Raw genomic sequence first — 21677 nt, forward strand, 5'->3', positions numbered from 1 at the left:
TGGGATATCCCATAATCCGCGATGGTCCAATAGTCTTGGCACCTAAGGAGAATGCGTCATGACCGGTCCCCGCGCCTCGCTCGAACTGACAGGACAGCCGCTCGGCTTCGCCGAACTGGCCGAAATCGGCGCAGGTCGGTTGCAGCCGGTCGCCAGCCCTGCCGGCATGGCACGGGTGGAGCTGGCGCGCGGTGTGCTGGAGGATGCCATCGGCCGAGGCGTGCCCGTCTATGGCGCGACGACCGGCGTTGGCGCGATGAAGGATGTCGCCTGGTCGCCCGACGAGCTCGACGCCTTCAATCTCGGTCTGGTCCGCGCCCATCATTTCGGCACCGGCTCGCCCTTCCCCTGCTCCGTTGTGCGCAATGCCATGGCGATCCGCGTCAACACGGCGCTGACCGGTTATGTCGGCTGCACGCCGGAACTGGTGCAGGCTTATCTCGACCTTCTCAACGCCGATGTCATTCCCGTGGTGCGCCGCACCGGCTCGATCGGATGCGCCGATATCGGGCTGATGGGCCAGATCGGCGCGGTGCTGACCGGCGTCGGCGAGGCCCGCTACAGGGGCGAGCGCATGTCGGCGGAGCAAGCCTTCGCCCGCGCAGGCCTTGCCCCGATGCGCATGGCACCACGTGACAGCCTTGCCTCGCTCAGCGTCAATTCCGTCAGCTTCGCCGCCGCAGCCGAAGCGACCCGCAACGCCGCCGGCGCCATCAGGCTGATGCTGGCGACGGCGCTGATGACCGGCGGCGCGCTCGGCGCCTCGCGCGATCCCTGGTCGGCGGTCGTGCATGTCGGCACGCCGCGCGAAGCGTTGATCGGCGCCTGGCTCTGCCGCGCCGCGGAGGACTGGAACTGGCCGGTTGCCACCCATATCCAGGATCCCCTGAGCCTGCGCATGATCGCGCAGGTTTTTGGCGCGGTGTTCGAAAGCCTGCTCACCACCGGCCACAAGATCCTCGCCGCCACCGGCCGCTCGGACGACAATCCGGTCGTGGTCGACGGACGCGTTTTGACCTCCGGCGGCTCGCTGCCGCTCGACGTCACCATCCTGCTCGAAGCGGCGGCGATCTGCATGGCGCATGCGGCGCGCAACTCCTTCAACCGCTGCGTCCTGCTCGGTAACGGCCAGCGGCGCGGCCTGCCGGTCAATCTGGTGCCGGAAGGGCGCATCGCCACCGGCTTCGGCCCGATCATCAAGCTTGCCGGCGAAATCTTTTCGCGCGTTTTGTCGATGTCCAATCCGGTCTCGGCGCAGTCGCTGGTGGTTGCTGGCGGCATGGAGGACGAGGCGGCCTTCCTCCCGCTGGTCATCGAGCGTTTCGACCGGCAGATGGAAGCGGTCAAGCGTCTGGCGGCGCTTGAAGCGCTGCTGGCCGCGCAAGCCATCGACATCCTTGGCGACGAGCCCGGCGGCGTGCCGAAAATGCTCTACGACATCGTGCGCAAGCACGCCGCCTTCTACACCGTCGACCGGCCGCTTTCGGCCGAGGTCGAGGCGATCGAGGAGGAACTGTCCTCCGAGGCCGTCATCGGCGAGATCGCCGCGCAGGTGCCGATCGCCTCCATCGACGATTTCTTCGCCTTCGGCCCGCGCGCCCGGCTGCAAAGCGGCCAGGCGCTGGAGGCCATCCATTCCAACCGACAAGCGGGAAGCAGAAACCATGGCTGATTTCGATCTGGTGCTCAAGGGAACCGTGGTCACGCCGCAGCGCGTGATCGAGGCCGGCCATGTGGCGGTGCGCGACGGCAAGGTCGTGCAGATCGGGCAAGGTGCCGCCCCCGCCGCGAAGGAGCGCCACGATCTGGGAAAAGCCTTGATCCTGCCCGGCGCCATCGATGCGCAGGTGCATTCGCTGTCGCAGAAGAACCAGGAAGATTTCATCTGGTCGACGCGCTCGGCGGCGGCCGGCGGCGTCACCACCATCGTCGACATGCCCTATGACGAGGGCAATCTCGTCTGCTCGGCTGAGGCCGTCGCCCGCAAGGTCGCCCATGCCAGGGCCCAGGCCCGCGTCGATTTCGCCCTTTACGGCACTGTCGACCCCGAGGAAGGCCCTGCGCGCATCGCCGAAATGGTCGAAGCCGGCGTCGCCGCCTTCAAGTTCTCGACCTTCGGCACCGATCCGAAACGCTTTCCGCGCATTCCGCCCGCCCTGCTGCAGGCCTGCTTCGCGGCGATTGCCCCGACCGGGCTGACGGCCGGCGTCCATAACGAGGACGACGAGGCGGTGCAGAGCTACATGGCGGCGGTGAAGGCATCCGGCATTTCCGATTGGCGCGCCCATGGCCTGTCGCGACCGCCGATCACCGAGCTGCTGGCCATGCACACCATCTTCGAGACCGGCGCCGATACGGGTTGCCCCTCGCATGTGGTGCATTGCTCGCTGGGGCGCGGCTACGACATCGCCGCCGCCTATCGCCGCGACGGTTTCGAAGCGACGGTGGAATGCTGCATCCACTATTTGACGCTGGACGAGGAAAATGACGTGCGCCGTCTCGGCGGCAAGGCCAAGATCAACCCGCCGATCCGCCCGCGCGCCGAGGTGGAAAGCCTGTGGCGCAAGATCACCGAAGGCAAGGTCTGGCTGGTTTCCACCGACCATGTGAGCTGGTCCGAGGAGCGCAAGACCAAGGAGGACATGCTCGCCAATTCCTCCGGCGTGCCGGGGCTGGAAGTGATGGTGCCGCTGTTCGTCAAGGGCGCGCTGGAACGCGGCGTGCCGCTGACCTGGGCGGCGAAGCTGATGGCCGAGAACCCGGCCAGACATTTCCGCCTCGACCATGTGAAGGGCGCGCTCACCCCCGGCCGCGACGCCGACATCACCGTGCTGACCCCGGAGGAAACGGTCTACGACGCCAGTGCCAGCGGCCACAACATCGTCGGCTGGAGCCCCTATAACGGCATCCGCCTGCCCTGGCGCGTCGCCGCCACCTATCTGCGCGGCCAACCGGTCTTCGACGGCAAGAACGTTGTCGCCGAGCCCGGCACCGGCGCCTTCGTGCGCCCGCCGCTGATGCGGGTGCTGTCGGCATGACCGCGCGCAACCTGCCGGTCGATGCCGCCCGCATCGCTGCCGATATCGAAGCACTGGCCGAGATCACCGAGCCCGGCCGACCCTATACACGCCGCGCCTTTTCGCCGTTGTTTCTGAAGGGTCGCGCTTACATCGAAGCGCGGATGAAGGCGGCGGGACTTGAGACCCGCATCGATGCCGGCGGCAACCTGATCGGCCGGCGCCCCGGTAAAAACCCGGCGCGCGGCACGATCATGCTCGGCTCGCATTCCGACACCGTGCCGGATGGCGGCCGTTTCGACGGAATCGCTGGCGTCATCGCAGCGCTGGAAGTGGCGCGTTCGCTTGCGGATCAGGGAATAACGCTCGAACACGATCTGGAAATCGCCGATTTCCTTGCCGAGGAAGTCTCGATCTTCGGCGTCTCCTGCATCGGCAGCCGCGGCATGACCGGGCAATTGCCCGACGCCTGGCTGGCACGCCAGCAGGACGGCCGCACGCTGCATCAGGCGATTATCGACATGGGCGGCGATGCCAACGTGCTGGCGCAGCAATCGCGTCCCGATCTCGCCGGCTTCCTCGAATTGCATATCGAACAGGGGCCGATCCTAGAAAACGAACGCCGCGATATCGGCGTCGTCACCGCCATTGCCGGCATCACCCGCATCGAGGTGATCGTCGAAGGCCGCGCCGACCATGCCGGCACCACGCCGATGGGTGCCCGCGCCGATGCGCTGGTCGCCGCCTCGCAGCTGGTGCTCGACATTCGCCATGCGGCAAGCGAGTTGTCAGCGCAAAGCAAAGGCCATTTCACGGCCACGGTCGGCGAATTCTCCATCGAGCCGAATGCCGCCAATGTCGTGCCCTCACGGGTGCGGCTGCTGATCGATGCCCGCGCCGAACTGCGTCAGGACATGCTGGCCTTCCAGAGCTGGCTGGCCGCTACCGCCGAAAAGCTGGCGGGCGCGCAGGGCGTGACCATCGCAGCACCCGTGACGATTTCCGACAATATGCCGACACCCGGCCATGCCGGCCTGCTCGACATTCTCGACAAGGCGGCGGAGGCGGTCGGGGCCACGCATCGGCGCATGGCCTCGGGCGCCGGCCATGACACGGCCTGGATCGCCAAGGTCGCGCCGGCGGCGATGATCTTCGTGCCCTGCAGGCAAGGCCGCAGCCACTCCGCCGACGAATGGGCCGAAAACGACGATATCGCGCTCGGCGCCGGCGTCCTGCTGCACGCCACGCTCGCCATGGATGAAGCACTGCCGCTGACGGCAGATTGAAACGGATCAGGGAGACAGACCGATGGGACGCATACTGGTTGAGAAGGATGTCGAGGCGGCCGTCAAGGGCGGGTCCGTCTATGCCGCCGGCGGCGGCGGCTGGGCCGATCATGGCCGCATGCTGGGCTATGCCGCCGTTGCCATCGGCAAGCCGGAACTCGTCTCCATCGACGAACTCGACGACAGTGACTGGATCGCCACCGCCGCTGCCATCGGCGCGCCGGCCTCGACCACCCCTTGGGAAATGCGCGGCGTCGATTACGTCAAGGCGGTGCAGCTTCTGCAGGAGGCGCTGGGCGAAAAGCTCGCCGGCCTGATCATCGGCCAGAACGGCCGTTCCTCTACCCTCAATGCCTGGCTGCCCTCGGCGATCCTCGGCACCAAGGTGGTGGATGCGGTGGGCGATATCCGCGCCCATCCGACCGGCGACATGGGTTCCATCGGCATGGCGGGTTCGCCCGATCCGATGATCCAGACGGCCGTCGGCGGAAACCGCGACGAGAACCGCTATATCGAGCTGGTGGTCAAGGGCGCGACGGCAAAAGTCTCGCCGGTGCTGCGCGCCGCTTCCGACCAGTCCGGCGGCTTCATCGCCTCCTGCCGCAATCCGCTGCGAGCCTCCTATGTGCGCACCCATGCCGCGCTTGGCGGCATCTCCATGGCGCTGACGCTCGGCGAAGCGATCATCGCTGCCGAAAGCAAGGGCGCGAGCGCGATCATCGACGCCATCTGCAAGACGACCGGCGGCGTCATCCTCGCCGAAGGCACGATCACCAAAAAGGATGTGGTCTATACCAAGGAAGCCTTCGATATCGGCACCGTCACCATCGGCAGCGGCGACAAGGCCGCCGTGCTGCATGTGATGAACGAATACATGGCGGTCGAGGATGCCGGCGGCGCCCGCATCGCCACCTTCCCCTCCGTGATCACCACGCTGTCGGCCGAAGGCGAGCCGCTGTCGGTCGGGCAGTTGCATGAGGGCATGCAGGTGCATGTGCTGCATGTGCCCAAGGAGATCATCCCGCTCTCGGCCAGCGTGCTCGATCCGAGCGTCTATCCGGCGGTCGAAAAGGCCATGGGCATCGAGATCGCGAAATACGTATTCGGCGCGTAATCGCCGACGAAGAGACGCTGACGTCGCATCGCGGCTCTGCCCCTCACCCTGACATTCTCCCCGCAAGCGGGGAGAATGAAGCTGCCCCACCCAACGCGCGCGCGGGCGGGGGCGGTGCGGCAGATCCCTCCTCCCCGTCAAAACGGGGAGAAGGTGCCGGCAGGCGGATGAGGGGCAATCGCTGACGCACCAACCCCCAAGAGGACACCACCATGCCCAAGCCCAATCCGCGTCATCCGAATTTCCCCATTCCCGGCGGGCCGGCCTTGCGGGCCAAGGGGTGGCGGCAGGAGGCGCTGCTGCGCCTTCTCGAAAACGTGCTCTGCGTCGGCGAAGACCCGGACAATCTCGTCGTCTATGCGGCGCTCGGCAAGGCGGCGCGCAACTGGCCGGCGCATCGCGGCATCGTCAAGGCGCTGATCGAGATGGATGAGGACCAGACGCTGATCGTCCAGTCCGGCAAGCCCATCGGCCTCGTCAAGACCCATGCCAAGGCGCCGCTGGTCATCATGGCCAATTGCAATATCGTCGGCCAATGGGCGAAGGCCGAATATTTTTATGAGCTGCAGCGCAAGGGTCTGATCTGCTGGGGCGGGCTGACGGCCGGGGCGTGGCAATATATCGGCAGCCAGGGTGTCATCCAGGGCACCTACGAGATCTTCATGCGCATCGCCGAAAAACGCTTCGGCGGCGAGCTTGCCGGGCGCTTCATCCTCACCGCCGGCCTCGGCGGCATGGGCGGGGCGCAGCCGCTGGCCGGCCGCATGGCGGGCGCGGCGATCCTCTGCGTCGATATCGATCCGGCCCGCGCCGAGGCGCGCAAGAAGATCGGCTATCTCGAAGAGATCGCCCCCGATCTCGATGCAGCGCTGGCGATGATCGACAAGGCAGTGCAGGAAAAGCGGGCGCTTTCGGTCGGCCTTGTCGGCAATGCCGCCGAAATCTATCCCGAGATCGCCCGGCGCGGCATCGTGCCGGATATCGTCACCGACCAGACTTCGGCGCATGACCTCGTCTATGGCTATGTGCCGAAGGGCATGGGCCTTGCCGAAGTGCGCTCGCTGCGCGAGGACGGGCAGGGCCAGCTGATGGCCGCCAGCCGCGCCTCGATCGTCGAGCATGTGCAGGCGATGCTGGATTTCCAGAAACGCGGCGCGGAAGTCTTCGACAACGGCAACCTGATCCGCACCCAGGCGCGCGAAGGCGGCGTCGCCAATGCCTTCGACATCCCGATCTTCACCGAAGCCTATCTGCGCCCGCTGTTCTGCCGCGCCATCGGCCCGTTCCGCTGGATGGCGCTGTCGGGCGAGGAAAGCGACATCGCCCGTATCGACGACCTGCTGCTGGACATGTTCCCGGACAACCGCATCGTCACCAACTGGATCCATCTCGCCCGCCAGCACATCCCCTTCGAGGGCCTGCCGGCGCGCATCGCCTGGCTGGGGCATGGGGAGCGCACGGCGCTGGCCCGCGCCGTCAACCGGCTGGTGGGTGAGGGCGCGCTGAAAGGCCCCATCGCCTTTTCCCGCGACCATCTCGACGCCGGCGCCATGGCGCATCCCAACATCATGACCGAGGGCATGAAGGACGGCTCCGACGCCATCGCCGACTGGCCGCTGATCGATGCGATGATGCTGTGCTCGTCGATGGCCGATCTCGTCGTCGTCCATTCCGGCGGCGGCGGCTATGCCGGCTTCATGACCAGCTGCGGCGTCACCGTCGTCGCCGATGGGACGGATGCGGCGGACGAACGGCTCGACCATGCGCTGACCAACGACACCGCGCTCGGCGTCATGCGCTATGCCGATGCGGGTTATGAGGAGGCACTGGACGAGGTGGAGAAGAAGGATATTCCCTACATCCGTTAAGCTGATGCTTGCGAAGCCCCTCATCCGGTCTGTCGGCCATCGTCTCCCCGAGGAGATAAGGGAGAGGAGCAGCTTGTCCAGTTACATTCTCTTCCGGCGAAGAGAAGAAGCGGCGTTGCGCCAAACCATCTTCTCCGCTCAAGGACAGATGAGGGTGAGCAACCGCAAGGCCGGGAAAGCGTCTGCTTACTGGTTCGACGCGACGATCCGGTTGGAGATCTCGATGAGATTGCCGTCGGGATCGCGGATATAGACCGAGCGGATCGCTCCCGTCGCGCCGGTGCGTGGCGCGGGACCTTCGACGATGGGCACACCCATGCGGGCGAGATGGGCGATGACGTCGGAGAGCGGCGTTGCCGCGAGGAAGCAAAGGTCGGCAGAGCCCGGCGTGGCAAGGCGGGCTTTCGGCTCGAATTCGCGGCCGCGCTCATGCAGGTTGATCTTCTGGTTGCCGAATTTCAGCGCCTTGCGCCCCTGCGCGAAGACATCCACCGTCATGCCCAGCACTTCGTTATAGAAATCGCAGGTCGCCTCGATGCTGGCCACGGTCAGCACCAGATGGTCGAGATGGTCGATACGGATCATGCGGGCTCCTCCTGCCGGAGGATGGGCCGATTCGCGGGCGCGCGGCAAGCGCCGCAACACCCGCGAAAAGTTCAGACTTTCTCGCAGAAGGCGATGCGGTTGTTGAACGGATCGGTCACCGTCATCTCCAGCCCCCAGGGGGCCTCCTCGACGCCGGGCTTCATGTAGCGGTAATCTTTGCCGATCAACTCTTCGCGGAAGGCGCGTACTCCGGTCATCCAGACGAAGGCCTTGGCGCCGGGCGAGGCATCGCCCGCATGTTCCGAAAGGTGCAGGATCATGCCGCTGCGCGACACCTGGCAATAGAGCGGGAAATTATCGCCGAAACGATGTTCCCAATCGACGCTGAACCCCAAAAAATCGCGGTAGAATTCCATGGCCTTCTCGACTGAGAAGATGCGGAAGATCGGGATGGGCGGGGTGATCGTCACCGCGTCCTGCGGCGCGGCCACTTGCGCCGCATCGATGCGGGCGGAGAGAATATTCCACTGTTCGCAGCCGAACTGGTCGGCGACGATCTCAAGGGCTTCGGAATGGCTGATCGCCACGTCGCGGGCGGCAAAAGCCTGCCGCAACACCCTAGCCATGAGTTTGGCATCGCGAAAATCGCGCATGGTTCATCCTTCGCTGGCGGTAAACGGAACCGATCAGTGCCCGCATTGCTGACCCGCTTACCATCGTTGGCCGAAAGGCGAGGATGACAGGGCGCAAAAATCTGGATGCATTCACCATGACGCCGAAACGTCGCGGGACAGCAGGCTGCATCCGGCCGGGATAAAATCTAGCCGGATGCCAGCCTCAGCGCAAGTCTCAGCGTTTGCCGGCGATGATCTCGCGGAGAACCACCCCGAAGCGTTTCGCCTCTTCCGGCGTGTTGTAATGCACCATGGAGATGCGCAGCGCGCCCTCCTCCATGGTCAGGCCGAGCCGCTTCATCAGGCGCGGCGCGAACATGTGGCCGTCGCGCAGGCCGATGCCGGCCTCGCCCATCTTGCGGGCAATGACCTGCGGCGAATGGCCGGGAATAGAAAAACAGATAGTCGGCACCCGGCCGGAAACCTTTTCATCCTCGGAAATGCCGTAGATCACGGCGCCGTTGGCCCTGAGTTCCGAAAGCAGGGCCTTGGACAATTCCATTTCGTATGCGCGAATGGCGCCCATCGCGGCGGCAAGAACAGCGCGGCGGGAATTGGCTTCGGGCAAGAAACGCCGGCCGAGCGCTTCGAGGTAGTTGACGGCGGCATTCATGCCGGCGACGTTTTCATAGGTGAAGGTGCCGACCTCGATCTTGTAGGGCGGCACATCGGGAATGAAATCCTCCTTGAAGGTCGGCAGCCTGACCAGCGCCTCATAGCGCCCCCAGAGAAAACCCATATGCGGCGAGAAATTCTTGTAGCCGGAGCAGACGAGATAGTCGCAATCCCAAGCCTGCACGTCGATCAGCCCATGTGGACCGTAATGCACGCAATCGAGAAACACTTCCGCGCCCGCCGCATGCGCAATGCGCCCGACGCTCGCCACATCGACGATGGTGCCGATCGAATGGGCGGTGACCGTGCAGGCGACGAGGCGGGTGCGATCGTTGACGAGCGGCTTCAGATCCTCAGGATTCAGCGTGCCGTCCTCGCGCATCCGCCACCAGACGATTTTCGCGCCGTCCGCCTCCAGCGCCGTCCAGGTGGCGATGTTGGCGTCGTGATCCATGTCGGTGATGACGATCTCGTTGCGCTCGCCGAGCATCTTGGCAATGCCGAGGCTGACGAGGCGGATGAAGGAGGTGGCGTTCAGCCCGAAGGAGATTTCCTCTGGCCGATAGGCGTTGACCAGCATGGCGACGGTTTCGCGCGCCGCCGCCAGATTGCGGTCGACGCCCTGGCTATGGGCATAATGGGCCATGCGCTGGACATTGTAGTCGACGAGGTGGTTCGCCACCGCATCCACCACCGCCTGCGGCACCTGCGCGCCGCCGGCATTGTCGAGAAAGATGAAATCGCCGGCCTTTTGCAGCGCCGGAAACATTTTCCGGATCTCATGAACGGGAAAGTCGCGCATTCTGGATTGCTCCCCTGTCGTTTGCCCCATCCGATCACAGGTTATTTTAAAGTTCAAGCATCTTGCGAACGATTGCATCAAGACGTTGAAATGCCTAGTTTCGCGACCGGTACTATCGAGGAGGAAAGATCATGCTATCCGGCAAACGCATCCTGCTGATCATTTCGGGCGGCATAGCCGCCTATAAGAGCCTCGACCTCATCCGCCGCCTGCGCGAACGGGGTGCGGCCGTGCGGCCGGTGATGACGGCGGGGGCGCAGCAGTTCGTGACGCCGCTGGCGGTCGGGGCGCTGGCGGCCGATCATGTGTTTACCGAGATTTTCTCGCGCGAGGATGAGCAGGATGTCGGCCATATCAGGCTGGCGCGCGATTGCGACCTGGTGCTCGTCGCGCCAGCCACCGCCGACCTGATGGCGAAGATGGCCAACGGGCTGGCCGACGACCTCGCCTCCACGGTGCTGCTCGCAACCGACCGGCCGGTTCTCGTGGCACCTGCCATGAACCCGGTCATGTGGTCGGCCGCAGCGACGCGGCGCAATGTCGAGCAGCTGAAGGCGGACGGCATCCGCTTCATCGGCCCTGCTGCCGGCGAGATGGCCGAAAGCGGCGAGGCGGGGGTGGGTCGAATGGCCGAGCCGCTGGATATCGTCGCATCCGTGGAACGTCTGCTGGACAATGGGCCAAAGCCGCTGGCGGGCCGCACCGCCATCGTCACCTCGGGTCCGACGCACGAGCCGATCGACCCGGTGCGCTACATCGCCAACCGCTCTTCCGGCCGCCAGGGCCATGCGATTGCCGCAGCCCTTGCAGCCCTCGGCGCCGATGTCACTCTCGTGTCCGGCCCGGTGACCATTCCCGATCCGGCCGGCGTCACCACCATTCATGTGGAGCGGGCTGAGGAGATGCGCGATGCGGTGATCTCGCGCCTGCCCGCCGATATCGCCGTGATGGTCGCCGCCGTCGCCGACTGGCGGGTGGCCGCGGCCTCCGGCCAGAAGATCAAGAAGCAGCCCGGCGAAGCGCCGCCGCCGCTGATGCTGACCGAAAACCCGGATATCCTGAAAACCGTCGGCCATCACGGGCAGCGCCCGCGCCTCGTCGTCGGCTTTGCGGCGGAGACGCAGAGCGTCGAGGAAAACGGCCGGGCGAAGCTCACGCGCAAGGGCGCCGACATGATCGTCGCCAACGACGTCTCGCCGGAAACCGGCATCATGGGCGGCACCCGCAACCGGGTGAAGATCATCGCCCGCGACGGCGTGTCCGACTGGCCCGACATGGGCAAGGACGAGGTGGCGGAAAAGCTGGCGTTGCTGATCGCCGAAAAGCTCAAGGCGACGGGAGGCAAGGCATGAGCCTGTTTTCGCAATCAGGCCTTGATTTGACGCTGGCACCCATCCCCGGCGTCACCTTCGTCGAGCAGTGGGAATCGCATGTCGCCAAGGTCGGCGAAAAGGTGTTTGCCGTGCTGCGGCCGGACGAGCGCCTCGTCGTCAAGGTCAGCGAGGAAAGCTTCGAGATCCTGACGGCGATGGCGGGCATCGACCAGGCGCCCTATTTCGCCAAGCGCAAATGGGTGACCATCGACAAGGCTTCGCCGCTCGGCGAGGACGATGTGCTGCATTATCTGCACCGCTCCTACGATCTCGTTGCCGAAGGGCTGACGAAAAAGCTGCGGACGGAACTGGGCATCGTGCCGCTCAGTTAAATCAACCCGAGGACGCCGTCGAAGCCTCGATCTGGTCGGCGGGTTTGAACAGCGCGGTTTCCAGCCCGTTTTCGCTGACGATCACGGCGCTGCCGTCGGGAATCTCGACCCAGGTGTCGGCCTCGTCGTTCAACGGCTCCGACACCAGGCAATAGCCGCCACCCTGGCCGATTGGCGCGGCATAGAGCGTCGGGGCCTTGAAATCCGTGGCGTAGCGCACGGCATAGAGCGATTTTCCGTCAGAGAAAGCAGCGGTGAAGCGCACCAGCGCATCGCCGGTGAGGTGGCGCGACAGGCGCTCGACGAAAGCCAGCGTTTCCGAGATGGCGCCGAGCGGATTGTCGCGCAGGCCGAACTGCATGGCAAGCAGGAAGATCAGTTCCGAATCGGTCGAGCCGAAGCGGGCATTGAACAGTTCGTCGCTGAGCATGGTCTCCATTGGCCGGCGCAGGCGGTCGAAATCCGCGATCTGGCCGTTATGCATGAAGCACCAGTTTTCATGGATGAAGGGATGGCAGTTGTCGCGGCGCGTGCCGCCATTGGTGGCGGCACGGACATGGGCGAGGAACAGCGGCGAGCGAATCTGCCGCGCGATGCTTTTCAGATTGCAATCCGACCAGGCCGGCAGGATATCGCGATAACGACCGGGATCGGGCCGGTCGCCATACCAGGCGACTCCGAAGCCATCGCCATTGGTCGCCGTCTTGGCGCGCGTGGCGCAGTGTGATTGCTCGATCAGCGAATGCGCAGGTGAGGAGACCAGTTCCTCAAGATAGATGGGGTCTCCCCGATAGGCGGCCCAACGGCACATGAATCACTCCGATCGATACGGCGACTTGCCTGTTCCGGCACAATCCGACACCCAGACCGCCATCGGCGATTGCGCGAATTGCCCCTCGTCAGTTTTGACCGATTTGGTCAATGCTTGATTAACTGCGTTTCATGAATGACAAAATCATGGCAGCGAAGCCAGCTTTATGCGTTCACTCTTTCATGTCGCTCGATGACAGAGCGTGAACACGAACGGAAAAGACACGTCATGCACGAAAAGTCCCCCGCCCTCGAATTCGCCACCGAGATCGCCGTGACCATCGCCGAGCCGCTTGTCATCGGGGAGATCGGCGGCGGCATACGCGAAATCATTCCAATCATCGGCGGCACGATGCGCGGGCCCTTGCTCAACGGCGAGGTGCTGCCCGGCGGCGCCGACTGGTGCCTGACGCGGCCGGACGGCGTTAGCGAGGTCTGGGCGCGCTACACGTTGCGCACCGATGACGGCGTGCTGATCTCGATCATCAATGCCGGCACCTGCCGCGCCAATGCGCATGGCGATTTCGAGGGCCAGACGGCGCCGCAATTCGAGGTGGCGGACGGCCCCTATGCCTTCCTGCGCGAGGCGCGATTCGTCGGAAAACTGCTGACCGATGCCGGCGGCACGCTCGCCCGTGTCACCCTTTATCGCGTGCCCACACTTTAGCTTTAATTTCACGCGGGCGGAAAAGCGGCGGCCGTGCCCTTGCCTTCGCCGCCGCCTCCCCCATCTTGTCCCATATGGCCTGTTCCCCAGCCATATGGCGGCGGCCCCTTGCCGGCCGCCCTGCCCTAGCGTTTCGCGCATGCCTGCCGGCTCCCGCCGGCCTATCCGCTGTCGTGCGAAAGACGATATCTCTTTGTTTCTACGCATCTCCGGAGGGAAAACCGGTTTCCACTTTTCCTGGAAATGCTTCAGACTGAAAGGAATTCTTGATGAGCCGACTGATCGTCGTTTCCAATCGCGTTCCCGTGCCCGACGGCACCGGTGCGGCGCCGGCCGGCGGGCTGGCGGTGGCGCTGCAGGCGGCGCTGGAAGAACGCGGCGGCCTTTGGCTCGGCTGGTCCGGCAAGACGAACGAGGAAGCCGAGACGTCCGACCTCACGGTGATCGACGCCGGTCCGGTCACCTATGCGCTGACGGATCTCACCGCCAACGACGTCGATGAATATTACTTCGGCTTTGCCAACCGGGTGCTCTGGCCGATCTGCCATTACCGGCTCGATCTCGCCGAATACGGCCGCAAGGAGATGGCCGGCTATTTCCGCGTCAACCGCTTCTTCGCCGAGCGCCTGGCGCCGCTGGTCCGGCCGGACGACATCATCTGGATCCATGACTATCACCTGATCCCGCTGGCGACGGAATTGCGGCATATGGGCCTGACCAACCGCATCGGATTTTTCCTGCATATCCCCTGGCCGCCTGCCGACGTCCTCTTCACCATGCCGGTCTATGACCAGATCATGCGCGGGCTTGCGCAATACGATCTCCTCGGCTTCCAGACCGATCACGACCTGGAGAATTTCGCCGGCTGCCTGCGACGCATGGGACTTGGCGACACGACGGACGGTTTTCAATTCCATGCGCAGGGACGCTCGTTTCGCGGCGGGGCCTATGGCATCGGCATCGAGACAGCGGCGTTTGCCGAATTCGCTCGCAATGCCGAGGCCAACCCGACGGTGCAGAAGACCCGCCGCAGCGTCGAGAACCGCGACCTGATCATCGGCGTCGACCGGCTCGACTATTCCAAGGGCCTGACCCAGCGCATCGATGCCTTCGAGCGTTTCCTGGCGATGAACCCGCAGGCCCAAAACCGCGTCACCTTCCTGCAGATCACTCCGAAAAGCCGCTCGGAGGTGCCGGAATACGAGGCAATGCAGCGGCAGGTGGCCGAGCAGGCGGGCCGCGTCAACGGCGCGATCGGCACGGTCGACTGGGTGCCGATCCGCTATATCAACCGCTCCATCGCCAGGCCGGTGCTGGCCGGGCTCTATCGCATCGCCCGTGTCGGGCTGGTCACGCCGCTTCGCGACGGCATGAACCTGGTCGCCAAGGAATATGTGGCGGCGCAGGACGGCGAGGATCCGGGCGTGCTGGTGCTGTCGCGTTTTGCCGGCGCGGCCCGGGAGTTGAACGGGGCGCTGCTGGTCAACCCTTATGATGTGGACGGCACGGCGCATGCGCTGGCGCGGGCGCTGACAATGTCACGCGAGGAGCGCCGCGACCGTTGGCGGCAGATGATGGACGTGATGCTGACCAACGACGTCTCGCATTGGTGCCGCAGTTTTCTGGCCGATCTGACGGCTTGAACGTCACTCGCCCCAGGGCCAGCCGTATTGCGGCTGGCCGGGAATCCAGCCGCGGCGCGGGGCACGGTCGCTTTCCACCGTCCAGCCGTCGCGCGAGCAGCTGTAGATGATCGCCGAGCCGGCGCGGCGGTCGTAAAAATCCCGCCGCCACATCAGCCGCTCATCGATCTCGCTGCTGCAATCATAACCGTCCCCAGGGCTTTTCAGCGTCGTCTTGGGCTGGTGGACGCCCGGCAGGTCGCGGTAGGGGCTGGCCTGCTCGATGGCGCCGGCGCTGAAATCCGTCGCCGCCGCCGGGAAAGCGACCATCAGCATCAGGGGCGCGAGGAAAGCAAGGCGGTTCATGGGGCATCGTCCGGAATCATGTCTGTCGCCTGTATATAGGATGCCGGCCGGCGACCCAAAACGCACAGTCGCGTGATCATGTGGTTACAGCTGCGGACGGCGATAGGCGGTCGGCTGGGCATAGAGCCAGCCGATACGCTCGACGGCTGCGTCGAAGTTTTCGCGCGCAACCGTCATGGTGTGGCCGTTGGCATGCAGCAGCGTTTCCGCATCCTCCATCAGCCCGACATGGCCCTTCCAGAAGACGAGATCGCCGCGCCGCAGCGCCGCCCGTTCGATTTCCTGCGTGAAAAAGGCGTGCTGCATGTCGGAATCGCGCGGGATCGCCCGGCCGGTCATCGCCATGGCCATCTGCACCAGGCCGGAGCAATCGATGCCGAAGCCGGAACGGCCGCCCCAGAGATAGGGCGTTTCCAGGAAACGCACGGCGATCTCCAGCGGATCGTTGGACGGAAACTGTCCTATGGGCAGGCAATGAGAAGCTATAACGGCGCCGCCTTCGGCGAGCAGAACATAGCGCGTACCGCGCGTTTCCGCCTCGCCGGAGATGGTGAGCCGGCTCCCCATCGAAATCGCCCGTCCGCCGGGCAGGCGCAGGTCGGGGCCGGGATAGATGAAGGTCCTGGCGGCCACGACGTGATGCGTGGGGGTAAGCGGCGCGGACAGCACCGCCTCCGGCAGATAGCCGACATAACCATCAGCCGCCGCCTTGACCCAGGCCCAGCCTTCCTTGCGGTCGAAGACGCTAACGGCCTCCCCCAACAACAGCTCGGTATCGATGCCGGCGCTTTCCTCGGGGCGGGGGCGCAGCGGGACGGTTGGCGCGGCAATCCGCGCCGGCTCGCCCAGCGTAAAACGCCCGGCCTCGACCCGGCCCTCCAGCGCCGCTTCGGCGAGATCGTTGCGATAGGCGAAGAGGCGTCTGTCCAGCATGGTCTTCGTCCGTCTGTTAGCGCAGGCTGCGGCGGATGTGGTGGTAGAGCGCGCGGATCGCCTGTGCCTCGCCGCCGACCGGCGAATGCGGCCGTTCCGCCTGCGCCCAGCCGAAGATGTCGAAATGCACCCAGCTCTTTGTACGGGTCACGAAACGCTTGAGGAACAGCGCCGCCGTGATCGATCCCGCCATGCCGCCGGCCGGCGCATTGGTCAGATCTGCAATGCGGGCGGAGACGTCCTTGTCATACCCCATGTAGAGCGGCATGCGCCACATCGGATCGTCGGTCTCCAGGCTTGCCTCGTGCAGATCCTCGGCCAGGGGATCGTCGTCGGTGAAGAAGGGCGGCAGGTCGGGGCCGAGCGCCACGCGCGCCGCGCCGGTCAATGTCGCCATGTCGACCAGCAGATCGTTTTCCTCCTCGTCGGCATAGGCCAGCGCATCGGCGAGAATGAGGCGTCCCTCGGCATCGGTATTATCGATCTGCACCGTCAGGCCCTTGCGGCTGCGATAGATGTCGCCCGGGCGGAAGGCATTGGCCGAGATCGAGTTTTCGACCACGGGGATGATGACGCGCAGATCGACCTTCAGCTTGGCGTCCATGATCATCAACGCCAGGCCCATGACGTTGGCGGCCCCACCCATGTCCTTCTTCATCAAGAGCATGGAGGCTGCAGGCTTGATGTCGAGGCCGCCGGTATCGAAGCAGACGCCCTTGCCGACCAGCGTGATGCGCTTGTGGCCCTTCTTGCCCCAGCGCAGCTCTAGGAGGCGCGGCGCATCCGCGCTGGCGCGGCCGACGGTATGCACCAGCGGGAAATTGCGCTCCAGCAGTTCGGCGCCGGTGATGACGCTGGTCTCGGCGCCGTAATGGGCGGCGAGCGCCCGGAAGGCGGCTTCGAGCTGGGCCGGGCCCATGTCGTTGGTGGGCGTATTGATCAGGTCGCGGGCGAGGAAGACGCCGGCGAGCTGCCGCTTGATGTCGGTGGCGTCGGCATCCTGCGGGATCAGCAAGGTCGGCCCGGCCGGCTTCTCGGCCTTGTAGCGGTCGAAGCGATAGCTGCCGAGGCCGAAACCAAGCGACAGGCGGTTGGCGGTCAGCGGCGCGGTTTCGATGTGCCATTCTCCGGCCGGCAGGCTGCGCGCCAGCTTGCCGGTGAGAAAGGGTGATTCGGAGGGGTTCCTGCCGAGTCCGAACAGCGCGCCGCCGAGATGGCCGTCGCTGGTGGGAATGAGCAGCAACGAGCCGGCATCCGCCTTGTAGCCAGACTTGTGGGCCCAATCGAGCGCCACGGGATCGATGGTCCCGGTCTCGATATGGGCCGGCGTGACCGCGAAGATCGGCAGGGTCTTGCCCGCCTTGGCCGCGAACGGAGAGGGTCTTTCGGTATATTGATAGGGAGCCATGGTCACCTTCGGGGCAGTCGCTGGAATCGGTCCATTAACACTCTGTTAGGGTTAACAGATTATTGCTGGAACGAAGGTTGCGTCACCGGATTCGCCCGGACGGCGCGAAATCAGCAGGATAAAGCGGCATGGAACTCCCCTTCTTGACCGGCGGCAAGACCCGCACCATCCTTTTTCGCTCCACGACGGCCGCGCTGATGGCGTTTGCGCTGACGGCATGCAATTCCACGCCCAGGGACCGGCTGACCACGGGTTCGGTTCCGATCGCCGGCAAGCCGGTCGAACAGATGAGCGCGCCGGAGCTCACCCGCGCCGCCGAGAGCGTCGGCCAGCGATACGACAAGAATCCGAAGGACAAGGCCGTCGGCATGACCTATGCCAACATCCTGCGCATGAGCGGCAAGAACGGCCAGGCGCTGTCGGTGATGCAGCAGGTGGCGATCGCCAATCCGACCGACCGCGAGGTGCTGGCCGCCTACGGCAAGGCGCAGGCTGCCGCCGGCCAGCTCGAACAAGCGCTCGGCACCATCGGGCGGGCGCAAACGCCTGATCGCCCCGACTGGCGGCTGAAATCGGCCGAAGGCGCGATCCTCGACCAGCTCGGCCGCTCCAACGAGGCGCGCGCCCGCTACCGCGATGCGCTCGACACCCAGCCGAACGAACCCTCGGTGCTGTCCAATCTCGGCATGTCCTATGTGCTGACCGGCGACCTGCGCACCGCCGAAACCTATCTGCGCCAGGCCTCGCAGCAGCCGGGCGCCGACAGCCGCGTGCGCCAGAACCTCGCCCTCGTCGTCGGCCTGCAGGGCCGTTTCGACGAGGCCGAACAGATCGCGCGTCGCGAACTTTCGCCACAGCAGGCCGATGCCAACGTCGCCTATCTGCGCGGCATGCTTTCCCAGCAGAACGCCTGGGCCAAGCTCGCCGCCAAGGACGGCAAGGCGTTGGACAACGGCACCAACTGATCCCTTCATCCAGGGCGTACAATTCGCAGAGTCAGTTTCTCTGCAGGGCGAGATGCGCTCCCAGCCCGACAAGGATAGTGCCGCCGGCCCGCTGCACCAGTCTCTGCGCCATGCTGGATTGCTTCAGCCTCTCGACGACCAGCCCCGCAAGCAGGACGCTGACAATGTCGGCGAAGGTGAAGACGGCATTTACCATCGTCCCGAGGACGGCGAACTGGATCCAGAGGGGAAAGCCGGCGGCGCCATCGACGAACTGAGGCAGGAAGGCCATGAAAAAGATCGCGGTTTTCGGGTTCAATACTTCGACCGCGATGCTTTCGAGGAATGCTTTGCGCGGCGACTTGCCCGCTCCGGCGGCCAACCCGTCCACACGCGTATGCCGCGTCCTGAAAAGCGAAACGCCGAGCCAGATCAGATAAACGGCACCTGCCAGCTTGACCAACATGTAGGCCACGGGGATGGCATGGAAGAGGACGGACAATCCCGCCGCAGCCGCGACGATGTGGCCATAGGCACCGATATGAATACCGAGGACGGCCATCAACCCGGCCTTGCGCCCTCCCACCATCGTCTGGGCTGCCGCATAGAGCATCGCCGGGCCTGGAATGAAGGCAAAAACGGCGGTCGTCACCACGAATGCAAGCAGGATATCAGCCGTTGGCACTCATCCACTCCCTCTTTGAGTTGAGAGCGAGGTTATAGCATCCCGCAGCAAAACTCGCGCATAAAGTGAGAGCCCTGCGATACAGGTTCCTAGAGCATTTCCGGTGCCGGCCTCAGAAACTGTCGGCGACCTGAATGCCGGCCGGACCGAGAATGACGGCGATGAGGACCGGCAGGAAGAACAGGATCATCGGCACGGTCAGCTTCGGCGGCAGGGCCGCGGCCTTCTTTTCGGCTTCGTTCATACGCTCGTCGCGGCTTTCCTGGGCGAGAACGCGCAGCGCCTGGGCGACGGGCGTGCCGTAGCGGTCGGCCTGGATCAGGGCCTGGGTCACATTCTTGACCTGATCGAGCTGGGTGCGGTTGGCGAGGTTTTCCAGCGCTTGGCGGCGATCGGGCAGGAAGGACAGTTCCGCCATGGTCAGCACCATTTCCTCGGCCAGCGGCGGCGATTGTTCGGCCATTTCCTCCGAGACACGGCGCATCGCCGCCTCCATGGAGATACCGGATTCGACGCAGATCAGGATAAGGTCCAGCGCATCCGGCCAGGCGCGCTTGATCGAATGCTGGCGCTTCTGCTTGCGGTTGCGCACATAGAGATTGGGCGCATAGAAGCCGATATAGGCGATGACGGTGGTCGCCAGGATGCGGGTTCCCATCGGCTTTTGCCCGAGATTGCCGAGCACGAAGATCCAGACGATCGCCAGCCCGAGGAACAGGAAGGGCAGCAGGAAACGGCAGAGCAGGAAAACGTTCAGCGCGTTCTGCGAGCGCAGGCCCGCGGCACGCAGATTGTTGACCGTCTGTTCGTCGACCAGCGCCTTGCGCAGGTTGAAGCGCTCGACGAACTGGTGAACCTGCTGGCTCTTCTGCTGGCGCAGCGAACCCTTGCCGACATTGACATTCAGCGCCGCGCGCTCGCGGGCGCGGATCATGTCGCGCTCCAGCGCCACCGTCTTCATGCGCTTGCCGAGATCGCCGCGCTCCAGATAGGGCATGGCCAGCGTATAGAACGAGGCAAACACCGCGATGGCGACAAGCACCGCGATGATCAAGGTCGGGTCGGTCAGTTTGGCGGCAAGCTCCATGGCGGGGATTCCTTCCGGTCAGATATCGAAACTGACCATGTTCTTCATCACGAAGATGCCGATCGACATCCAGATCCCGGAAATGCCGAGGATGAGGTGACCGCGCGGATCGGTGAACAGAATCATGATGTAATGGGGCGACGTGATGTAGACGAGCAGGGCGACGATGAACGGCAGCGCGCCGATGATGGCGGCGGAGGCCTTGGCTTCCATCGAAAGGGCCGCGACCTTGGCCTTCATCTTCTTGCGCTCGCGCAGCACGCGGGCAAGATTGCCGAGCGCTTCGGAGAGATTGCCGCCCGCCTGGCTCTGGATGGCAATGACGATGGCGAAGAAGGAAAGCTCCTGAAGCGGCATGGTCTGGGTCATGCGGCTGCAGGCCTCGGGAATGGAAAAACCCATCTGCTGCGCCTCGACCACCCGGAGGAATTCGCTGCGCACCGGCTCCTGCCCGTCCGAGGCGATCATGCGCATGGCGTCGTTGAGCGGCAGGCCGGACCGGATGGAACGGACCATGACATCGAGCGAGTTGGGAAATTCCTCCAGGAATTTCTTCTTGCGGCGCGAGATCAGGTAGGCGACGACCCAGCGCGGCAGGCCCATCGAGGCGGCGAAGGCGAGGCCAGCGGCGATCGGCAGCGAGCCGCTGAGCAGGAAGGCAATGGCGAATGTCACGATGCCGAGCCCGGTGCTGCCGATGTAAAAATGCTTCATCGTCAAGGGCAGGCCGGTCTGGGCGAGCTTTTCGCGGATCGAGAGACTACGATTCTTCTGCTCGCTGCGCTTTTCCATCTCCTTGATGGAATCCTGCATCGACTTTCGACGCTTGGCGGCGTCCTGGACACGCTCGCGCGCCGCCTTGGCCTTGCCGCGATCGTTCTCGGCGGTGACGACGCGGTTGACGCGGCCCTCGACCTTCTTCTGCGTTTCGATCGAGCTGAACAGCAGCCCATAGGCGATGCCGCCGGCGGCGACCGCGACCAGGACGACGATGAGGATGACGATCAGGTTCATGGCCCTTGCCCCACTGCGGGAGCGTTTCCGCTCCCGCTCTCTGTTCGCGGCACATTTCCGGACGGAAAACCGCGTGCCGCACATTTGCGGGAAACGCTCATCTCGACTTTTCTTCCAGCGCGTCGAGGGCGCCTGCCAGGCGGCGCTCCTCGTTGTAGTAGCGGGCGCGATCCCAGAAATGCGGCTTGCCGATGCCGGTGGACTTGTGGCGGCCGATGATGCGGCCATTGGCGTCCTCGCCCTCCAATTCGTAGCGCATCAGATCCTGGGTGACGATCACGTCGCCTTCCATGCCGATCACTTCGGAAATATGGGTGATGCGGCGCGAGCCGTCGCGCAGGCGGGCCGCCTGGATGATGACATCGACGGAACTGGCGATGATTTCGCGCACCGTCTTGGCGGGCAGCGTGTAGCCGCCCATGGCGATCATCGATTCCATGCGGCTCAGGCATTCGCGCGGATTGTTGGCGTGGACGGTGCCCATCGAGCCGTCGTGACCGGTGTTCATCGCCTG

Annotated in this window: 21 protein-coding genes; 10 read left to right on the forward strand and 11 right to left on the reverse strand. The window is 64.7% G+C overall.

The features are described 5' to 3' along the window. Positions 1-58 precede the first annotated feature (58 nt). The 5 genes from P7F60_RS03345 (at position 59) to P7F60_RS03365 (ending at position 7285) form a co-directional block, all read left to right on the forward strand. Positions 59-1672, forward strand: coding sequence for an aromatic amino acid lyase (locus P7F60_RS03345; protein WP_277916272.1), 1614 nt, complete (start codon positions 59-61; stop codon positions 1670-1672). Then, complete coding sequence (locus tag P7F60_RS03350; protein ID WP_277916273.1) at positions 1665-3038, forward strand: dihydroorotase family protein; 1374 nt, start codon at positions 1665-1667, stop codon at positions 3036-3038. The genes P7F60_RS03345 and P7F60_RS03350 overlap by 8 nt, the downstream gene beginning before the upstream one ends. Then, complete coding sequence (locus P7F60_RS03355; RefSeq protein ID WP_277916274.1) at positions 3035-4303, forward strand: Zn-dependent hydrolase; 1269 nt, start codon at positions 3035-3037, stop codon at positions 4301-4303. Before P7F60_RS03350 ends, P7F60_RS03355 begins: the two co-directional genes overlap by 4 nt. Before the next feature lie 22 nt (positions 4304-4325). Continuing rightward, complete coding sequence (locus tag P7F60_RS03360) at positions 4326-5417, forward strand: DUF917 domain-containing protein (RefSeq protein WP_277916275.1); 1092 nt, start codon at positions 4326-4328, stop codon at positions 5415-5417. A 212-nt stretch (positions 5418-5629) separates the two neighbouring features. Beyond that, entirely contained in the window at positions 5630-7285 is a 1656-nt protein-coding gene (locus P7F60_RS03365; RefSeq protein WP_277916276.1) for a urocanate hydratase, read from the forward strand. Between the two features lie 186 nt (positions 7286-7471). Here the strand turns inward: P7F60_RS03365 and P7F60_RS03370 are convergent, their stop codons facing one another. From P7F60_RS03370 to P7F60_RS03380, 3 genes are all read right to left on the reverse strand, one after another. Continuing rightward, a complete protein-coding gene (locus P7F60_RS03370) occupies positions 7472-7870 on the reverse strand; it encodes a VOC family protein (RefSeq protein ID WP_277916277.1) in 399 nt (132 codons plus the stop codon). A gap of 71 nt (positions 7871-7941) precedes the next feature. Further along, positions 7942-8484, reverse strand: coding sequence for a glyoxalase superfamily protein (locus P7F60_RS03375; RefSeq protein ID WP_277916278.1), 543 nt, complete (start codon positions 8482-8484; stop codon positions 7942-7944). A gap of 196 nt (positions 8485-8680) precedes the next feature. Beyond that, entirely contained in the window at positions 8681-9922 is a 1242-nt protein-coding gene (locus P7F60_RS03380; RefSeq protein ID WP_277916279.1) for a cysteine desulfurase-like protein, read from the reverse strand. Between the two features lie 128 nt (positions 9923-10050). Between P7F60_RS03380 and coaBC the strand changes: the two genes are divergently transcribed. Next, positions 10051-11274, forward strand: a complete 1224-nt coding sequence (gene coaBC, locus P7F60_RS03385) for a bifunctional phosphopantothenoylcysteine decarboxylase/phosphopantothenate--cysteine ligase CoaBC (protein ID WP_277916506.1) — start codon at positions 10051-10053, stop codon at positions 11272-11274. Continuing rightward, positions 11271-11627 (forward strand): MmcQ/YjbR family DNA-binding protein, encoded by a 357-nt coding sequence (locus P7F60_RS03390; RefSeq protein WP_277916280.1) that lies wholly within the window; start codon positions 11271-11273, stop codon positions 11625-11627. The genes coaBC and P7F60_RS03390 overlap by 4 nt, the downstream gene beginning before the upstream one ends. A 1-nt stretch (position 11628) precedes the next feature. On the opposite strand, the gene P7F60_RS03395 is transcribed toward P7F60_RS03390, so the two are convergent. Next, on the reverse strand, positions 11629-12438 hold the full coding sequence (locus P7F60_RS03395) for a class II glutamine amidotransferase (RefSeq protein ID WP_277916281.1): 810 nt from the start codon (positions 12436-12438) through the stop codon (positions 11629-11631). A gap of 228 nt (positions 12439-12666) precedes the next feature. On the opposite strand from P7F60_RS03395, the gene P7F60_RS03400 reads away from it, so the two are divergent. Together P7F60_RS03400 and otsA are read left to right on the forward strand one after the other, a co-directional pair. Further along, positions 12667-13104, forward strand: coding sequence for a DUF3237 domain-containing protein (locus P7F60_RS03400; RefSeq protein WP_277916282.1), 438 nt, complete (start codon positions 12667-12669; stop codon positions 13102-13104). Between the two features lie 269 nt (positions 13105-13373). Next, positions 13374-14747: an alpha,alpha-trehalose-phosphate synthase (UDP-forming) gene (gene otsA, locus P7F60_RS03405; RefSeq protein WP_277916283.1), complete on the forward strand. Its 1374-nt coding sequence runs from the start codon at positions 13374-13376 to the stop codon at positions 14745-14747. A 3-nt stretch (positions 14748-14750) separates the two neighbouring features. Here the strand turns inward: otsA and P7F60_RS03410 are convergent, their stop codons facing one another. From P7F60_RS03410 to P7F60_RS03420, 3 genes are all read right to left on the reverse strand, one after another. Continuing rightward, complete coding sequence (locus P7F60_RS03410; protein ID WP_277916284.1) at positions 14751-15092, reverse strand: hypothetical protein; 342 nt, start codon at positions 15090-15092, stop codon at positions 14751-14753. An 84-nt stretch (positions 15093-15176) separates the two neighbouring features. Then, positions 15177-16025 (reverse strand): NlpC/P60 family protein, encoded by an 849-nt coding sequence (locus P7F60_RS03415; protein WP_277916285.1) that lies wholly within the window; start codon positions 16023-16025, stop codon positions 15177-15179. Between the two features lie 16 nt (positions 16026-16041). Continuing rightward, a complete protein-coding gene (locus tag P7F60_RS03420; protein ID WP_277916286.1) occupies positions 16042-17433 on the reverse strand; it encodes a M17 family metallopeptidase in 1392 nt (463 codons plus the stop codon). Positions 17434-17561: 128 nt separating this feature from the next. On the opposite strand from P7F60_RS03420, the gene P7F60_RS03425 reads away from it, so the two are divergent. Further along, positions 17562-18398 (forward strand): tetratricopeptide repeat protein, encoded by an 837-nt coding sequence (locus P7F60_RS03425; protein ID WP_277916287.1) that lies wholly within the window; start codon positions 17562-17564, stop codon positions 18396-18398. 31 nt (positions 18399-18429) lie between these two features. Here the strand turns inward: P7F60_RS03425 and P7F60_RS03430 are convergent, their stop codons facing one another. The 4 genes from P7F60_RS03430 to P7F60_RS03445 form a co-directional block, all read right to left on the reverse strand. Further along, positions 18430-19062: a LysE family translocator gene (locus P7F60_RS03430; RefSeq protein WP_277916288.1), complete on the reverse strand. Its 633-nt coding sequence runs from the start codon at positions 19060-19062 to the stop codon at positions 18430-18432. Positions 19063-19174: 112 nt separating this feature from the next. After that, the gene (locus P7F60_RS03435) at positions 19175-20149 is read right to left on the reverse strand and encodes a type II secretion system F family protein (protein ID WP_277916289.1); all 975 of its coding nucleotides are present in this window, start codon (positions 20147-20149) and stop codon (positions 19175-19177) included. Positions 20150-20167: 18 nt separating this feature from the next. Next, entirely contained in the window at positions 20168-21163 is a 996-nt protein-coding gene (locus P7F60_RS03440) for a type II secretion system F family protein (protein ID WP_277916290.1), read from the reverse strand. A 97-nt stretch (positions 21164-21260) separates the two neighbouring features. Beyond that, on the reverse strand, positions 21261-21677 hold a 417-nt coding region (locus P7F60_RS03445), incomplete at its 5' end, for an ATPase, T2SS/T4P/T4SS family (protein WP_277916291.1).

It is taken from the genome of Rhizobium sp. YJ-22 (genome assembly GCF_029601685.1).
Taxonomy (GTDB): domain Bacteria; phylum Pseudomonadota; class Alphaproteobacteria; order Rhizobiales; family Rhizobiaceae; genus Metarhizobium.

Excerpts from the sequence above, each read along its gene's own strand:
- P7F60_RS03345 (WP_277916272.1), top strand. The coding sequence starts at position 59 with ATGACCGGTCCCCGCGCCTCGCTCGAACTGACAGGACAGCCGCTCGGC.
- P7F60_RS03350 (WP_277916273.1), top strand. The coding sequence starts at position 1,665 with ATGGCTGATTTCGATCTGGTGCTCAAGGGAACCGTGGTCACGCCGCAG.
- P7F60_RS03355 (WP_277916274.1), top strand. The coding sequence starts at position 3,035 with ATGACCGCGCGCAACCTGCCGGTCGATGCCGCCCGCATCGCTGCCGAT.
- P7F60_RS03360 (WP_277916275.1), top strand. The coding sequence starts at position 4,326 with ATGGGACGCATACTGGTTGAGAAGGATGTCGAGGCGGCCGTCAAGGGC.
- P7F60_RS03365 (WP_277916276.1), top strand. The coding sequence starts at position 5,630 with ATGCCCAAGCCCAATCCGCGTCATCCGAATTTCCCCATTCCCGGCGGG.
- P7F60_RS03370 (WP_277916277.1), bottom strand. The coding sequence starts at position 7,870 with ATGATCCGTATCGACCATCTCGACCATCTGGTGCTGACCGTGGCCAGC.
- P7F60_RS03375 (WP_277916278.1), bottom strand. The coding sequence starts at position 8,484 with ATGCGCGATTTTCGCGATGCCAAACTCATGGCTAGGGTGTTGCGGCAG.
- P7F60_RS03380 (WP_277916279.1), bottom strand. The coding sequence starts at position 9,922 with ATGCGCGACTTTCCCGTTCATGAGATCCGGAAAATGTTTCCGGCGCTG.
- P7F60_RS03390 (WP_277916280.1), top strand. The coding sequence starts at position 11,271 with ATGAGCCTGTTTTCGCAATCAGGCCTTGATTTGACGCTGGCACCCATC.
- P7F60_RS03395 (WP_277916281.1), bottom strand. The coding sequence starts at position 12,438 with ATGTGCCGTTGGGCCGCCTATCGGGGAGACCCCATCTATCTTGAGGAA.
- P7F60_RS03400 (WP_277916282.1), top strand. The coding sequence starts at position 12,667 with ATGCACGAAAAGTCCCCCGCCCTCGAATTCGCCACCGAGATCGCCGTG.
- otsA (WP_277916283.1), top strand. The coding sequence starts at position 13,374 with ATGAGCCGACTGATCGTCGTTTCCAATCGCGTTCCCGTGCCCGACGGC.
- P7F60_RS03410 (WP_277916284.1), bottom strand. The coding sequence starts at position 15,092 with ATGAACCGCCTTGCTTTCCTCGCGCCCCTGATGCTGATGGTCGCTTTC.
- P7F60_RS03415 (WP_277916285.1), bottom strand. The coding sequence starts at position 16,025 with ATGCTGGACAGACGCCTCTTCGCCTATCGCAACGATCTCGCCGAAGCG.
- P7F60_RS03420 (WP_277916286.1), bottom strand. The coding sequence starts at position 17,433 with ATGGCTCCCTATCAATATACCGAAAGACCCTCTCCGTTCGCGGCCAAG.
- P7F60_RS03425 (WP_277916287.1), top strand. The coding sequence starts at position 17,562 with ATGGAACTCCCCTTCTTGACCGGCGGCAAGACCCGCACCATCCTTTTT.
- P7F60_RS03435 (WP_277916289.1), bottom strand. The coding sequence starts at position 20,149 with ATGGAGCTTGCCGCCAAACTGACCGACCCGACCTTGATCATCGCGGTG.
- P7F60_RS03440 (WP_277916290.1), bottom strand. The coding sequence starts at position 21,163 with ATGAACCTGATCGTCATCCTCATCGTCGTCCTGGTCGCGGTCGCCGCC.